The 14,664-nt window shown below is 58.9% G+C and carries 16 protein-coding genes; 3 read left to right on the forward strand and 13 right to left on the reverse strand.

From position 1 onward, the window contains the following. Positions 1-168 precede the first annotated feature (168 nt). From Q2T52_RS17605 to Q2T52_RS17615, 3 genes are read left to right on the forward strand one after another with little or no spacing between them, the layout of a single operon-like run. Positions 169-1,362 carry a bifunctional 2-C-methyl-D-erythritol 4-phosphate cytidylyltransferase/2-C-methyl-D-erythritol 2,4-cyclodiphosphate synthase gene (locus tag Q2T52_RS17605; protein WP_302078107.1) on the forward strand — a complete coding sequence of 398 codons (1,194 nt, stop codon included), beginning with the start codon at positions 169-171 and terminating at the stop codon, positions 1,360-1,362. Continuing rightward, positions 1,362-1,853, forward strand: a complete 492-nt coding sequence (locus tag Q2T52_RS17610; protein ID WP_302078167.1) for a CinA family protein — start codon at positions 1,362-1,364, stop codon at positions 1,851-1,853. The genes Q2T52_RS17605 and Q2T52_RS17610 overlap by 1 nt, the downstream gene beginning before the upstream one ends. Before the next feature lie 17 nt (positions 1,854-1,870). After that, positions 1,871-2,710, forward strand: a complete 840-nt coding sequence (locus Q2T52_RS17615) for a hypothetical protein (protein WP_302078109.1) — start codon at positions 1,871-1,873, stop codon at positions 2,708-2,710. Positions 2,711-2,719: 9 nt separating this feature from the next. Here Q2T52_RS17615 and Q2T52_RS17620 read toward each other — a convergent pair whose 3' ends face one another. The 13 genes from Q2T52_RS17620 to kdsA all read right to left on the reverse strand — a co-directional run bounded on the left by Q2T52_RS17620 (position 2,720) and on the right by kdsA (position 14,661). After that, positions 2,720-3,169, reverse strand: coding sequence for a type II toxin-antitoxin system RatA family toxin (locus tag Q2T52_RS17620; RefSeq protein ID WP_302078111.1), 450 nt, complete (start codon positions 3,167-3,169; stop codon positions 2,720-2,722). Positions 3,170-3,598: 429 nt separating this feature from the next. After that, positions 3,599-4,576 (reverse strand): lipoyl synthase, encoded by a 978-nt coding sequence (gene lipA, locus Q2T52_RS17625; RefSeq protein ID WP_302078112.1) that lies wholly within the window; start codon positions 4,574-4,576, stop codon positions 3,599-3,601. A 30-nt stretch (positions 4,577-4,606) separates the two neighbouring features. Further along, positions 4,607-4,855: a GlsB/YeaQ/YmgE family stress response membrane protein gene (locus Q2T52_RS17630; protein WP_302078113.1), complete on the reverse strand. Its 249-nt coding sequence runs from the start codon at positions 4,853-4,855 to the stop codon at positions 4,607-4,609. Positions 4,856-4,939: 84 nt separating this feature from the next. Then, positions 4,940-6,385 (reverse strand): dihydrolipoyl dehydrogenase, encoded by a 1,446-nt coding sequence (gene lpdA / locus Q2T52_RS17635; RefSeq protein ID WP_302078114.1) that lies wholly within the window; start codon positions 6,383-6,385, stop codon positions 4,940-4,942. An 81-nt stretch (positions 6,386-6,466) separates the two neighbouring features. Continuing rightward, positions 6,467-6,730, reverse strand: a complete 264-nt coding sequence (locus Q2T52_RS17640) for an HP1242/YdcH family protein (protein ID WP_302078115.1) — start codon at positions 6,728-6,730, stop codon at positions 6,467-6,469. Positions 6,731-6,816: 86 nt separating this feature from the next. Continuing rightward, the gene (locus tag Q2T52_RS17645) at positions 6,817-7,455 is read right to left on the reverse strand and encodes an SGNH/GDSL hydrolase family protein (RefSeq protein ID WP_302078116.1); all 639 of its coding nucleotides are present in this window, start codon (positions 7,453-7,455) and stop codon (positions 6,817-6,819) included. Further along, positions 7,452-7,811: a hypothetical protein gene (locus Q2T52_RS17650; protein WP_302078117.1), complete on the reverse strand. Its 360-nt coding sequence runs from the start codon at positions 7,809-7,811 to the stop codon at positions 7,452-7,454. The genes Q2T52_RS17645 and Q2T52_RS17650 overlap by 4 nt, the downstream gene beginning before the upstream one ends. 112 nt (positions 7,812-7,923) lie before the next feature. Next, the gene (locus tag Q2T52_RS17655; protein WP_302078118.1) at positions 7,924-9,261 is read right to left on the reverse strand and encodes a pyruvate dehydrogenase complex dihydrolipoamide acetyltransferase; all 1,338 of its coding nucleotides are present in this window, start codon (positions 9,259-9,261) and stop codon (positions 7,924-7,926) included. Between the two features lie 15 nt (positions 9,262-9,276). After that, positions 9,277-10,686 (reverse strand): pyruvate dehydrogenase complex E1 component subunit beta, encoded by a 1,410-nt coding sequence (locus Q2T52_RS17660; protein WP_302078119.1) that lies wholly within the window; start codon positions 10,684-10,686, stop codon positions 9,277-9,279. A 16-nt stretch (positions 10,687-10,702) separates the two neighbouring features. Next, positions 10,703-11,743: a pyruvate dehydrogenase (acetyl-transferring) E1 component subunit alpha gene (gene pdhA / locus Q2T52_RS17665; protein WP_302078121.1), complete on the reverse strand. Its 1,041-nt coding sequence runs from the start codon at positions 11,741-11,743 to the stop codon at positions 10,703-10,705. Between the two features lie 146 nt (positions 11,744-11,889). Then, positions 11,890-12,207, reverse strand: a complete 318-nt coding sequence (locus tag Q2T52_RS17670) for an FtsB family cell division protein (protein WP_302078123.1) — start codon at positions 12,205-12,207, stop codon at positions 11,890-11,892. 147 nt (positions 12,208-12,354) lie between these two features. After that, positions 12,355-13,629, reverse strand: a complete 1,275-nt coding sequence (eno, locus tag Q2T52_RS17675) for a phosphopyruvate hydratase (RefSeq protein WP_302078124.1) — start codon at positions 13,627-13,629, stop codon at positions 12,355-12,357. Between the two features lie 183 nt (positions 13,630-13,812). Then, positions 13,813-14,661 (reverse strand): 3-deoxy-8-phosphooctulonate synthase, encoded by an 849-nt coding sequence (gene kdsA, locus Q2T52_RS17680; RefSeq protein ID WP_302078125.1) that lies wholly within the window; start codon positions 14,659-14,661, stop codon positions 13,813-13,815. Positions 14,662-14,664 lie beyond the last annotated feature (3 nt).

Genomic DNA, 14,664 nt, shown 5'->3' on the forward strand with positions numbered 1-14,664 from the left:
AGAATTCTGCACTATTTTTATTCATTGTTTGTGCGTTTGCCAAGAGCAATTCCCAAACTGCGTTATTTCTGGGCGCCGTGCTGGAAAAGCGCCTTTTGAGTCTATAGTGCTGCCCCTGTCAATCACTTTACTCCCTGTATTTCGAAGCGGTTTGGGCAATTGAGCAGCATGAAGATCGGCATTGTGATCGTGGCAGGCGGCCGGGGTGAACGTGCGGGAAACCCTGAGGCGGGGCCGAAGCAGTATCGCCCGATCGGTGGTCGCGCGGTCATTGCGCATACACTTGAGCGATTCCTCACATGGTCCCGCAGCGCCCCTATCGTGGTCGTGATACATCCCGATGACGATGCCCTGTTCGAAGCGGCAATTGCCGACCTCGCAGGTCGAGACCGGGTCATGCGCACCTATGGTGGCGATACACGGCAACGATCCGTGCTGGCGGGTCTGCAGGCGCTTGCGCAAACGGACGCGACGCATGTGATGATCCATGACGCGGCGCGGCCCTTCGTTGATCACGACCTCCTCGACAGGATCGCCGCAAAGCTCGACGCGGGACATACAGGCCTTCTGCCCGCCATGCCCGTAGCAGACACGCTGAAGCGCGCCGCCACAGACGGGCTGGTTCACGAGACAGTTCCGCGTGCCGGCCTATACGCGGCGCAGACACCGCAAACCTTCCTGCTGTCCGCAATCCGCACTGCCCATGACAAGGCAGCGGGGCTGAGGCGAGATGATTTTACCGACGACGCCTCGATCGCCGAATGGGCGGGCCTGCCCGTGACCCTGGTGGACGGAACGCCGGACAATGTGAAACTGACTGTGCAGAGAGATATCGCCATGGCTGATGAGAAACTGAATAGGACACACGCCCTACCCGATGTCCGCACCGGCAACGGGTATGATGTCCACCAGTTGGAGCCTGGCAATGGCGTCACGCTCTGCGGCGTCTTCATTCCGCATGACCAGAAGCTGTCCGGTCACTCCGATGCGGATGTCGCGCTGCATGCGCTGACCGATGCGCTTCTGGCCACCTGTGGCGCGGGCGACATTGGTGACCATTTCCCGCCATCCGATCCGCAATGGAAGGGTGCCGCTTCCCGAATCTTTCTCGCCCATGCGCGCGATGTGGTGCAGCAGCATGGCGGCACGATCATGAATGCCGATATCTCACTGATTGCCGAAGCCCCAAAGGTTGCGCCGCATCGATTGGCCATGCGCCAGAACCTGTCCGAGATCCTCGGGATCTCGCTGGACCGCTGCTCGGTCAAAGCCACGACCAATGAAAAGATCGGCTTCATCGGGCGACGCGAAGGCATTGCCGCCATTGCAACAGCCACCGTCGTCTATGGAGCACGCTCGTGATGTTTCCGGCGGAGATCGAGGACAAGGCCAAAAGCCTTGTGCGGCTGCTGGCAGAGCGAAAGTGGATGGTTTCCACCGTTGAATCCTGTACGGGCGGTCTGATTGCCGGAGCACTCACGGACATCGCAGGCTCATCCGCCGTCGTGGATCGCGGCTTCGTCACCTACAGCAACGAAGCCAAGATGGATCTCGTCGGCGTGGAGGCAACCACGCTTGCCGCCTTCGGCGCCGTCTCGCGGGAAACGGCGCTGCAGATGGTGCATGGAGGACTTTTCAGATCGCGCGCGAGCATCTGTGTCGCCGTCACCGGGATCGCAGGCCCCGGCGGCGGCTCTGCAGAAAAGCCGGTCGGGCTAGTGCATCTCGCGGCCAAGGCCCGCGACGGTCAGCTGCTGCATCGGCAAATGCGCTATGGCGATATCGGCCGAACTGCGGTTCGGCTTGCCACCGTCAGCACAGCGCTTGAAATGCTGATAGCGGCTGTGGAATAACCCCTTTCTATAAGCGGATGGCATCGCCCGCCGAATCTGCTGAAATAACTTTTCAAACTAAGATTTACTTCATCGCTGGAGAAATTTTGATGAAGGCCTGGCAGATCTTCCGACATGCCCTGCGACAGCTCACCGGCAACCTGAAGGATGCGGTTTTCATCTCGGCAATTCCTTTTGGGAGCGCCGCCGTGTTTGCGGCGTTCATGGTCGGCAATCTCTTCCTGCGAACACAATCCAAGATGTCGCGGCATATCGATAGCGGACAAGTAACCCCAGACATCGGAAAAATTCTACTCGTGAGCCTTGCGCTCACCGTCATGTTCCTTTGGGTCGCGGTTGCCTGGCATCGCTTCGTCTTGCGCAGCGAGCAACCGGGCCTCATTCCGAGGTTTCACGGAGGCCGCATGGCCGCCTATTTCGGCAAAGGCCTGTTGCTCGGATTACTTCTGGCCATACCGGCGGTTATCCTGATGGTCATTGTGGGCGTGATCGTCGGCAGCCTTCCCCCTGCAACGGCACCCTATGCGATGCTACTGGTCGTCCCCGCCTATATCGTCCTTTCCGCCTTTGCATTGCGGCTGGCCACGATCCTGCCGGGTACGGCTTTGGGAGTTCCGACGTCCTTGGTCACTGTCATGACCGAGACCGGCGGGAACAATCTGACATATTTAGGGTTGGCAGGGATCCTCTGGATCCTGAGTGTGATAATTGGTTTTGTCACACAACTTCTGGCGATGGTATCGCAGGTTCTCGCCCTGGTCTGGGAAATTCCCACCCAGTGGTTCCTGACCATGCTCAGTCTGTCGATCCTCACGACGCTCTACGGTTACTACATCGAGAAGCGGGAACTGCACTGACGGGCGGCGTCAGACGCCAGCGTAGATCTTATCCGCTCTGGCTTCGAAAGCTTCGGCGAACATGCGAAAAGCACGATCGAACATGGAGCCCATTACCGCCCCCAGAATGCGGCTCTTGAACTCGTAATCGATAAAGAAATCGACGACGCAGCCCTGTTCGGCAGGTTGGAAGCGCCAGCGATTATCGAGGTATTTGAACGGGCCTTCGATATATTTAACGTCGATCACCCGTTCGGCCGGATTGAGCAAAACCTGCGTGGTGAAGGTTTCGCGGATCGCCTTGTAGCCAACCGTCATATCCGCCAAGAGCAAGGTCTTGCCGTCCCGCTCCTTGCGCGAGCGGACTGTGAGAGCGTCGCAGAGAGGCAGAAATTCGGGATAGCGTTCGACATCAGCAACAAGGGCAAACATGTCTTCTGGCGAGTGTCGGACGGGACGATGGTTTTCGAACTTGGGCATGGGTGTGAGCTAGTGAGAATCGTCGCAGTTGGCAAGTGACACTTCGTCTCGTTCGACGGCTTGAGTCGGCCAAACACCCAGAGCGCAAACAAGAAAAATCACTCGCTTTACGTGCAATCCGATCAAAAACGCTGTGCGGCAGTTAACCGTACCAATTTTCGTTTCCCATTCCTAATGTGAAATTAACCTTTGGACCTGAGAATAGTCACAAGCAATCACAGTAACGCCTCAATACATCACAGTGTGCAAGAATGGACGACTTTACTCAACTTATAAGACTACTTGAGTCCGCCCGCCAATTGGCCGAGATGAATCGGTTGCCAATGCTGGTTTACCTCTTGGAAATGGCAAAGGCGGAGACGCGGAGCCACCGCTTCGAATTGCGCGAAAAGAAACGCGGTCAATCGATCGCGTCCTGACGTTCCAGGCCTATTCGGCGGCAGCTAGCAGTTTCTTTTCCCGCGCGGCCTTGAGGCGGGCGAAATCATCTCCAGCATGATGCGACGACCTTGTCAGCGGGCTGGATGACACCATCAGGAAACCCTTGGTATAGGCCACCGTCTCGTAGGACTTGAATTCCTCGGGCGTGACGAAAGCCTCGACCTTGTGGTGCTTGCGGGTAGGCTGCAGATACTGACCAATAGTCAGAAAATCCACGTCGGCACTGCGCAGGTCGTCCATCAACTGCAGCACTTCATTACGCTCTTCACCCAAACCCACCATGATGCCTGACTTGGTGAACATGGTCGGGTCCAGCTCCTTCACGCGCTGCAGCAGGCGCACAGAGTGGAAGTAGCGCGCGCCGGGACGCACCGTCAGGTAATTGCCAGGCACGGTTTCGAGATTGTGGTTGAAGACATCAGGCTTGGCAGCGACGACGCGCTCAAGTGCACCCGGCTTCTTGAGGAAGTCCGGCGTCAGGATCTCGATGGTCGTCGAGGGCGACGCGGCGCGGATCGCCCAGATCACCTTCTCGAAATGTTCGGCGCCGCCGTCTTCCAGATCGTCGCGGTCGACGGACGTGATGACAACGTGGCTGAGGCCCATCTGCTTCACGGCCTTGGCGACATTTTCCGGCTCGTCCATATCGAGCGGGTTCGGCTTGCCGGTCGCGACATTGCAAAAGGCACAGGCGCGGGTACAGATCTCGCCCATGATCATGAAGGTCGCGTGCTTCTTGTCCCAGCACTCGCCGATATTGGGGCAACCAGCCTCTTCGCAGACCGTCACCAGCTTGTGGGAGCGCACCAGTTCGCGCGTTTCCTGATAGCCCTTGGAGGTCGGCGCCTTCACGCGAATCCATTCCGGCTTGCGCATCACCTCCGTATCGGGGCGATGCGCCTTTTCCGGGTGACGAACGCGCTTGCCCTCTTCCGGGGGCGTCATTCTGTCGAGGATTGTGACCATAACGATCTGCTTTCTACCGCTTGTTGCGGATTAGCGTCTTACGATTTTGGCGAGGAATAGCAAAATGCACGCGCCAATAAAACCACTGACGAGGCCGCCCCAGACACCGGGTTCGACCCAGATGCCGGCACGCTCGAAAACGGCGCTTGCGAGCGCCGCACCGATCACGCCGATGATGATGTTCATGAACACGCCGAAGCGTAGATCCATCAACATGCCTGCCAACCAACCAGCCAGACCACCCACGATGATGGTGCCGAGCAACCCAAGACCTGCCATTCCACGTCCTCCGTTTCGGACATCATATGGGCGCAACAGAACCGCGGCGCAATGTCGCCACGGTTGTCCCGTCTTCTCGAGACTTTACGCGTTCAGTACCTTGCCATAGGCGTCCAGCACCGCTTCCTTCATCATTTCCGACAGCGTCGGATGTGGGAAGATGGTGTGCATAAGCTCTTCTTCCGTCGTCTCCAGGTTCATGGCGACCACGAAGCCCTGGATGAGTTCGGTGACTTCTGCGCCGACCATATGCGCACCGAGCAGCTCACCCGTCTTCTTGTCGAAGATGACCTTGATCATGCCCTGGTCTTCGCCGAGCGCAATCGCCTTGCCGTTGGCGCCGAAGGAGTAACGGCCGACGCGGATATCGCGGCCTTCCGCCTTCGCCTTCGCTTCCGTCAGACCGACGGAGGCAACCTGCGGGTTGCAGTAGGTGCAGCCCGGGATCTTGCCCTTGTCCATCGGATGAACGCCCGGAACGCCGGCGATCTTCTCGACGCAGATCACGCCCTCATGCTCGGCCTTGTGCGCCAGCATCGGGGGACCTGCCACGTCGCCGATCGCATAGAGGCCCGGGACGTTGGTCTTGCCGTAACCGTCGATGACGATGCAGCCGCGATCCGTCTTCACACCCAGCGCTTCCAGGCCGAGATTCTCGATATTGCCCTGCACGCCGACAGCGGAGATCAGGCGGTCGGCGGTAATCTGCTGTACCTTGCCATCCTTGGTCTCGACATGGGCGGTGATGGAGTTTGCGCCCTTCTCGACCTTGGAAACCTTGGCTTCCGTGATGATCTTCAGGCCGCGCTTTTCCAGCTGCTTGCGGGCGAAAGTGGAGATTTCCACGTCCTCGACCGGCATGATGTTCGGCATCAGTTCGACGACCGTCACATCGACGCCCATGGAGCGGTAGAAGGAGGCGAACTCGATGCCAATCGCGCCCGAGCCCATGACCACCAGCGACTTCGGCATGAAATCCGGCTTCATCGCCTCGAAATAGGTCCAGATCAGCTTGCCATCCGGCTCGATGCCGGGCAGTGCACGCGGACGCGCACCGGTCGCCACGATGATATGCTTGGCCGTATAGGTGCCCTCGCCCAGTACGCCCTTCGGCACGGGGTTCTGCGGCTCGACAACCGGCTTCGTCATCTTGCCGACGACGATCTCGTTCGGCTTGGTAAGCTTGGCTTCACCCCAGATGACGTCGACCTTGTTCTTCTTCATCAGGAAGGCAACGCCGCCATTCAGACGGGCGGAGACGCCGCGCGAACGCGCAACGACGTCCTTCACGTCAGCCGTCATGGTGCCGTTCAGCGTCAGGCCAAAGCTCTTGGCATGGTTGGCGTGATCCAGGATTTCCGCCGAACGCAGCAGCGCCTTCGTCGGAATGCAGCCCCAGTTCAGGCAGATACCACCCAGATGCTCGCGCTCCACGATGGCCGTCTTCAGGCCCAGCTGGGCTGCGCGGATCGCGGTGACATAGCCGCCGGGGCCGGAACCGATGATGATGACGTCATAGGATTGAGCCATGGGCGCTTCCACTCCTTCAATGATCTCGATACGGCTTTCAGCCGTTCTGATTGTCCTTGCGGGAGTGGAAGCTTTGGCGCCTCAGGCCTCTTCGTCGGCCAGCGGTTCCGCCCGCGTCAACATCCCGTTTATTTCATCCTTCAGCACCATGCGGCGCTTGCGCAGTTCGGCCATATGAAAATCATCGCAGGGCTCCACATTCGTTTCCGCCTTGTGAACGCGATGATTGACCTCTTCATATTCCCGGGCAATGCGATGGAAGTGACCGTCCGTATCCCTGAGGTGTCGCATCTGAACCAGATGGTCCGGAAATTCCTCAGCCAGATGGTGTGGGGTGCTCGACATGCCGTATCCTCCGTTCTTGGACTACACGATCATGCTAGACCCGCTCTTCTCCTTCACGCTTGACCCTGATCAAACTTTTCCCGGCCTTACAGACCAAGCATCATGCGCACGATCGGCTCGATGCCTCGGCCAATCGCACGGGTATTTTCCGCATCCAGATGGATGCCATCGAGCGGGGTAGTTTCGGCCACCGAGCCCGCATCAAAGAAGCCGCATCCGGTTTCGTCAGCAGCGTCCCGGTACATGCTGGCTAGCATCGCGCCCTCTTCAATCGAATGATTGAACATGGCACCGAAATGTACGTTGGCCGTTTCGCGAATGGGCGGCGGCGACATGACCAGGATATCCGGAGCGTCGAAATCAAAGCCCCAGTCATGGTGATGCACGAGCTTGATCAGACGCTTGATGCCGCTAGTCGCGCCAATCGCCGTGCCCTGGATACCCCGCTTCAGATCATTCGTGCCAAGCATGATGATCACGAGATCGATCGGCTTGTGCGTGGCCAGAACACTCGGCAGCAGCCGGGCGCCATTACGATCACAATCGCCCAGATGATCATCATAGGCGGTGGTGCGACCGTTCAAACCCTCGGCAATCACCCTGACGCCATGACCCAGCGCCTTCTGCAGCACGCTGGTCCAGCGGTCCTCATAGGCGTGACGCCCGAGATTGATCGGGTTATATCCCCAGGTCAGGCTATCGCCATAGGCCAGAACGGTTTTCATTTACCCTGTCCTTCCAATCGTAAAGCCCGACGCGCTGTGAAAGCCCAATGGGTCAGGAGCAACACGCAACCCGGTACCAACATTGCCCACGCATACATCCGATCAATATCGTTCTGAAACAGCTCGGCCAGCGTCAGATACATCACCGCCGTGCCTCCCAGAAAGATGATAACCAGGCCCGACATCGCTTTGTTCAAGGCCTGAAGGCCGGCATGCAAAGCACTGGATGACACCACACAGGCAACGACAGACAGCGGAAGAAGATTCCAAACCACCAGGACGATATCCTGTGGCGGTTTAGCCGCCAGAGGATCATTAGGAACCATGGTCGCCAGCAGAAGGAAAAATGCGATCAACGAAGACGCCAAGCTAGCGTACATCGCTTGGCAGGAGACCTTCACCTGCCAAGCTTGCTTTAGCGCCTGCGTCGTCCGATACCTCGCGATTATCCTCGCCAGCACCATATCGTCAGACCAGCATGCCCATCGGGTTTTCGATGTAGCGCTTGAAGGCGCCGAGCAGTTCGGCACCCAGCGCGCCATCGACGGCGCGGTGGTCAGTCGAAAGCGTCACGGTCATGACCTGGGCGATTTTGATCTCGCCATTTTTCACGACAACGCGCTCTTCACCAGCACCCACGGCCAGGATGGTCGCATGCGGCGGGTTGACGACAGCCGCGAAGTTCTTCACGCCCATCATGCCCATGTTGGAGACGGCAGTCGTACCGCCCTGGTACTCTTCCGGCTTCAGCTTGCGTTCCTTGGCGCGTTTGCCATAGTCCTTCATCTCGTTGGAGATGGCAGACAGCGACTTCAGCTCGGCCTTGCGGATGATCGGCGTGATCAAGCCACCCGGAATGGAGACGGCAACGCCGACATCCGAGTGCTTGTGCTTGACCATGGCGCTATCCGTCCAGGACACGTTCGCATCCGGAACATCGCGCAGAGCAAGGGCAAGCGCCTTGATGACCATATCGTTGACCGACAGCTTGTAGGCGGCAGCACCTTCCTTGCGGGGGGCTGCGTCGTTCAGCTGCGCGCGAAGGGCAAGCAGGGCATCCAGTTCGCAATCCACGGAAACGTAGAAGTGCGGAATGGTCTGCTTGCTTTCCTGCAGGCGCTTGGCGATCGTCTTGCGCATGCCGTCATGCGGCACGAGTTCGTAGGAACCCTGCTCGAACAGCTTGAGCACGGCCTCGTCCGACGGACCCTTGGCGAGGGCCGGTGCCGGTGCAGCGGCAGGAGCCGGAGCGGCAGAAGGTGCAGCCTTGGCGGAACCGCCAGCCACAGCCTTTTCAACATCCGACTTCACCACGCGCCCCTTCGGACCGGAACCCGAAACTTTGGAGATGTCGATACCGGCTTCCTTGGCAACCCTACGCGCGAGCGGCGACGAGAATACGCGGTCCCCGCCATGGCTTGCCGTCTGGGCCGCCGGAGCAGCAGCAGGTGCTGCGGCCGAAGCCGGGCTAGCCGCCGGAGCGGCTTCCGCCTTGGGGGCCGGTGCAGCGGCGGCGGGAGCCGGTGCAGCAGAACCGCCAGCGGCAGCAGCAGCCACGTCTTCACCGTCTGCAGCGAGAATGGCGATCAAGGCGTTGACCTTGACGCCTTCCGAACCCGCAGGAACGACGATCTTCGCAACCGTACCTTCGTCAACGGCTTCCACTTCCATGGTTGCCTTGTCGGTTTCGATCTCGGCGATCACATCGCCGGACTTGATCTTGTCACCTTCCTTGACGAGCCACTTGGCGAGATTGCCCTCTTCCATGGTCGGCGAAAGGGCAGGCATCGTGATATTGATGGGCATATCTCGGCCCTCCCCTTATTTGTAGCAGACGGCTTTGACGGCCTGGACCACTTCGCCGGCATTCGGCAGCGCGAGCTTTTCCAGGTTGGACGCGTAAGGCATCGGAACATCCTTGCCGGCGATCGTGATGACCGGAGCATCGAGATAATCGAATGCTTCACGCTGAACCGTGTTGGAGATGAAATCACCAACGGAGGACTGCGGGAAGCCTTCTTCCACCGTCACCAGGCGACCGGTCTTCTTGACCGATTCGATCACGGTCGGCATGTCCATCGGACGCAGCGTGCGCAGATCGATCAGCTCGACATCGATACCGGCCTGTTCCAGTTCGGCAACAGCCTTGACCGCATAGGTCATGCCGATGCCCCAGGAAACGACGGTGACATCCTTACCCTTACGGTGGATGCGCGCCTTGCCGATCGGCAGAACGAAATCATCCAGCTTCGGCACTTCGAAGGACTGACCGTAGAGGATTTCGTTTTCCAGGAAGATCACCGGGTTCGGATCGCGGATCGCTGCCTTCAGGAGACCCTTGGCGTCAGCTGCCGTATAGGGCTGCACGACCTTGAGGCCCGGAATATGGCTGTACCATGCGCCGTAATCCTGGCTGTGCTGGGCCGCCACCCGGGCAGCAGCACCGTTCGGACCGCGGAACACCATCGGTGCACCCATCTGACCGCCGGACATATAGAGCGTCTTGGCAGCCGAGTTGATGATCTGGTCAATCGCCTGCATGGCGAAGTTGAAGGTCATGAACTCGACGATCGGCTTCAGACCGGCCATGGCCGCACCGACGCCCACGCCGGCAAAACCATGCTCGGTGATCGGCGTATCGATGACGCGGCTCGCGCCGAATTCCTGCAGCAGGCCCTGCGTGATCTTGTAGGCGCCCTGGTATTCGGCAACTTCTTCACCCATGACGAAAACGTCTGGGTCGCGGCGCATTTCTTCCGCCATGGCGTCACGCAGCGCTTCACGCACCGTCATCGTTACCATTTCGGTGCCAGCCGGAATATCCGGATCGGAAGCCACTTCGGTCTTCGGCTGGGCCGGAACCTTGTTGTCGGTCGTGGCGGTCGGCTCGGCAGCCGATTCTCGCGCCTTGCCGCCAGCGGCATCCGAGGTCGCAGCCGGAGTATCGGCATCTGCCTTCGGCGCAGCCGCAACGGCATCCGCGCTTTCACCATCCTGCAGAAGGACGGCGATCGGCGTATTGACTTTCACGTTTTCGGTGCCGGCGGCGATCAGCAGCTTGCCGATCACGCCTTCATCGACGGCTTCCACTTCCATGGTCGCCTTGTCGGTTTCGATTTCGGCGATCACATCGCCGGAGGTGACCTTGTCACCCTCGTTCTTCAGCCACTTGGAGAGCGTACCTTCTTCCATCGTCGGAGAGAGGGCGGGCATCAGGATATTGATAGGCATAGGGTCCCTCCCCGGATCAAAGCAGGATGTCGGTGTAGAGCTCGGAAACATCCGGCTCCGGATCGGCCTGGGCGAAATCGGCACTGTCAGCGACGATGTCGCGAACGTCCTTATCGATCAGCTTCAGATCCTCTTCGCTTGCCCAGCCCTTTTCGACGAGGCGGAGGCGCACCTGCTCGATCGGATCATGCTCCGAACGCATCTTCTGAACTTCGTCCTTGGAGCGATACTTCGCCGGGTCGGACATGGAGTGACCACGGTAACGATAGGTCAGCATTTCCAGGATGATCGGGCCGTTGCCGGCGCGGCAGTGCGCCGTCGCCTCATCGGCTGCGGCCTTGACGGCGCGCACATCCATGCCATCCACCTGGAGGCCCGGAATACCGAAGGATGCGCCGCGCTGCGAGAAATCCGTCTGCGCGGAAGCGCGCGATACGGCCGTACCCATGGCGTAGCGGTTGTTTTCGATCACGTAGATCACCGGAAGCTTCCACAGCTGCGCCATGTTGAAGCTTTCATAGACCTGCCCCTGGTTGGCAGCGCCATCGCCGAAATAGGCGAGCGAGACATTGTCGTTGCCGCGGTACTTGTTGGCAAAGCCAAGTCCGGTGCCGAGCGAGACCTGCGCACCGACGATGCCGTGTCCGCCGTAGAAGTTCTTCTCCTTGGAGAACATGTGCATCGAGCCGCCCTTGCCCTTGGACAAGCCGCCGCGACGCCCGGTGAGTTCAGCCATGACGCCACGGGCGCTCATGCCGCAGGCCAGCATGTGGCCGTGGTCACGATAGCCGGTGATGACCTGATCACCTTCCTTGAGCGCCATCTGCATGCCGACGACGACAGCTTCCTGGCCGATGTAAAGATGACAGAAGCCGCCGATGAAACCCATGCCGTAAAGCTGGCCGGCCTTCTCCTCGAAACGCCGGATGAGCAGCATTTCGCGATAGGCCTTGAGTTCCTCGTCTTTGTTGAAATCAACAATGGGACCGCCATTGCTGGCTTTAGCAGGCTTCGCCGTTTTGCGACCGGATGCGGACGCGGCTGTTTTCGGCGCCATTCATAACCTCCCTGCGTGTCTTGATTGGTTACCCCTACCATAGGCAAGAAAGGTCTAGCCAGCAATGCCAGAAATGCATGGCTCACATGATATACAAGATCATGAATTTAAAGGAAAAAGGAGGAATTAACTGAATTTCGGTTAATTCAGAAGTAGCTATTGAAGACAACGATTTCGTCGCTGCGGGACACATTCAACTGATAGCGCGCCGTCTCATCCAACATGTCTTTTTCCAACGATCCATCGCTCAACAGACGAACCTGACGCTCCAGGGCCTCGCGCTTATCGGTCAGCTTTTTCAGCTCGGAGAGGCGCTCCATGCGCTGCTTCTCAAATTTTTCCGTCGCAATCAGACCCAGGTCACCATGCACGGAATGGTAGCTGAAGTAGGAAACAAAAGCGACGGTAATCGCTGGCAGAACCAGACGGCCGAACTTTCTTTTTTTGTGATATTTGGTCCACATATGCCTGATGCCCTGCGACGCATTACCTGACGCGACACTCGCAGAACATGCTTAAGCAATCGTTGACTGCTGCAGGCAGGATTGCCGGTCCGTACAATGCAAAACGGCGGCACAAGGCCGCCGTTGCAGATATCATATGGACATTGATCAGCCCTTCAGGATCGCACGGCCGGCATAAGCGGCCTGCGGACCCAGCAGTTCTTCGATGCGGATCAGCTGATTGTACTTGGCCATGCGGTCCGAACGCGACAGCGAACCGGTCTTGATCTGACCGCAGTTGGTGGCAACGGCGAGATCTGCAATGGTCGAGTCTTCGGTTTCACCCGAGCGGTGCGACAGAACGGCCGTGTAAGCAGCCTTGTGCGCCGTTTCGACGGCATCGAGCGTTTCGGTCAGCGAGCCGATCTGGTTGACCTTGACGAGGATGGAATTGGCGACACCCATCTTGATACCGTCGCGCAGACGCGCGGAGTTGGTGACGAAAAGGTCATCACCGACCAGCTGGCACTTGGAGCCGATCTTGTCGGTCAGAACCTTCCAGCCATTCCAGTCATCTTCGGCCATGCCGTCTTCGATAGTGATGATCGGATACTTGGCAGCCAGCTGCGCCAGGTATTCGGCCATGGCTTCCGGCTCCAGCGTGCGGCCTTCGCCTTCCAGAACGTACTTGCCGTCCTTGAAGAATTCAGTCGAGGCGCAATCGAGGCCGAGATAAACATCTTCGCCCGGCTTGTAGCCGGCCTTTTCGATGGATTTGACGATGAAGTCGAGCGCTTCCGGCGCGCTCTTCAGGTTCGGCGCAAAACCGCCTTCGTCACCCACGTTGGTGTTGTGGCCGCCGGCATGCAGTTCCTTCTTCAGCGTGTGGAAGATTTCCGAACCGATGCGAACAGCATCGCGGATGTTTTCTGCACCGACCGGCAGGATCATGAATTCCTGGAAGTCGATCGGGTTGTCGGCATGCGCACCGCCATTGATGATATTCATCATCGGAACCGGCAGCACGTGGGCGCCAGCGCCACCGACGTAACGGTAAAGCGGCAGGCCGGCCGAATCGGCAGCAGCCTTCGCAACGGCGAGCGACACGCCGAGGATGGCGTTTGCGCCGAGGCGGGACTTGTTCGGCGTACCATCCAGCGAGATCATTGCCTTGTCGACGAGGATCTGGTTTTCAGCATCGAAGCCGCCGATCGCGTCGAAGATTTCCGTGTTGACGGCGTCGACAGCCTTTTCGACACCCTTGCCGAGATAGCGCTTGCCGCCGTCCCGCAGCTCGACCGCCTCATGCGCGCCGGTCGATGCACCTGAGGGAACCGCGGCGCGGCCCATGCTGCCATCTTCGAGATAGACGTCGACTTCAACGGTCGGATTGCCGCGGCTGTCGAGGATCTCGCGTGCAATGATATCGGTAATGGCTGTCATGTTCGCTCCCTGCTGAATGAAAGGCCAAGGCCCCGTGGGGACGGCGCCAGCGCCGTCAGTTTCCCTGTCTTATCGGATGAAATGGAAATTACAATGACGGTTTTTCTCGCATAAAGGCAAAAACTAATCGATTTAAATAATCTCTCGGCGCCATGCGCCGAGAAAAATCGATTAGAGCGCCACTCAGGCGGCCTTTGCGACCTCGTCGAGCGCGAGCAGTTTTTCCAGAAGGCGCGGCAGGTCGGGCAACTTGACCATGTTCGGGCCATCGGACGGCGCGTTGTCCGGATCCTGATGGGTCTCGATGAAGACGCCGGCAACGCCAACAGCCACCGCCGCTCGCGCCAATGTTTCGACAAAGCGACGATCGCCACCGGTAGACTCACCCTGCCCACCCGGCTGCTGTACGGAGTGAGTCGCATCGAAAATGACAGGCGCGCCCAGCGATGCCATGATCGGCAGCGAGCGCATATCAGATACCAGCGTGTTGTAGCCGAAGGATGCGCCACGCTCGCAGAGCAGCACATTTGGATTGCCGCTTTCGGTGAACTTTGCCAGCACGTTCTTCATATCCCAGGGCGCCAGAAACTGGCCCTTCTTGACGTTGATGACGCGACCCGTCTTGGCGGCCGCCACCAGAAGATCGGTCTGGCGCGACAGGAAGGCTGGGATCTGCAGGATGTCGACCGTCTCCGCAACGATCGCGCACTGCTCTTCGGTATGAATGTCCGTCAGAACGGGGAAGCCGTATTCCTTCTTGAGATCAGCGAAGACCTCCATGGCCGCTTCCAGGCCAATGCCGCGCTTGCCCTTGATCGAGGAGCGGTTCGCCTTGTCGAAGGAAGACTTGTAGACGAGGCCGATACCAAGCTTGTCGCAGATCTCCTTGATCGCGCCAGCCATCATGAAGGCATGATCCCGGCTCTCCATCTGGCAGGGACCGGCAATCAGGGAAAGACGCCCCGTCTGCGAGAACGTCACCTTTGCGGCGCCCTCCCCGACCATTACGACCGAATTGGCGACAACACTCATAGG

Origin of the sequence: Rhizobium oryzicola, assembly GCF_030504645.1 — a bacterium.
Lineage (GTDB): Bacteria > Pseudomonadota > Alphaproteobacteria > Rhizobiales > Rhizobiaceae > Neorhizobium > Neorhizobium oryzicola.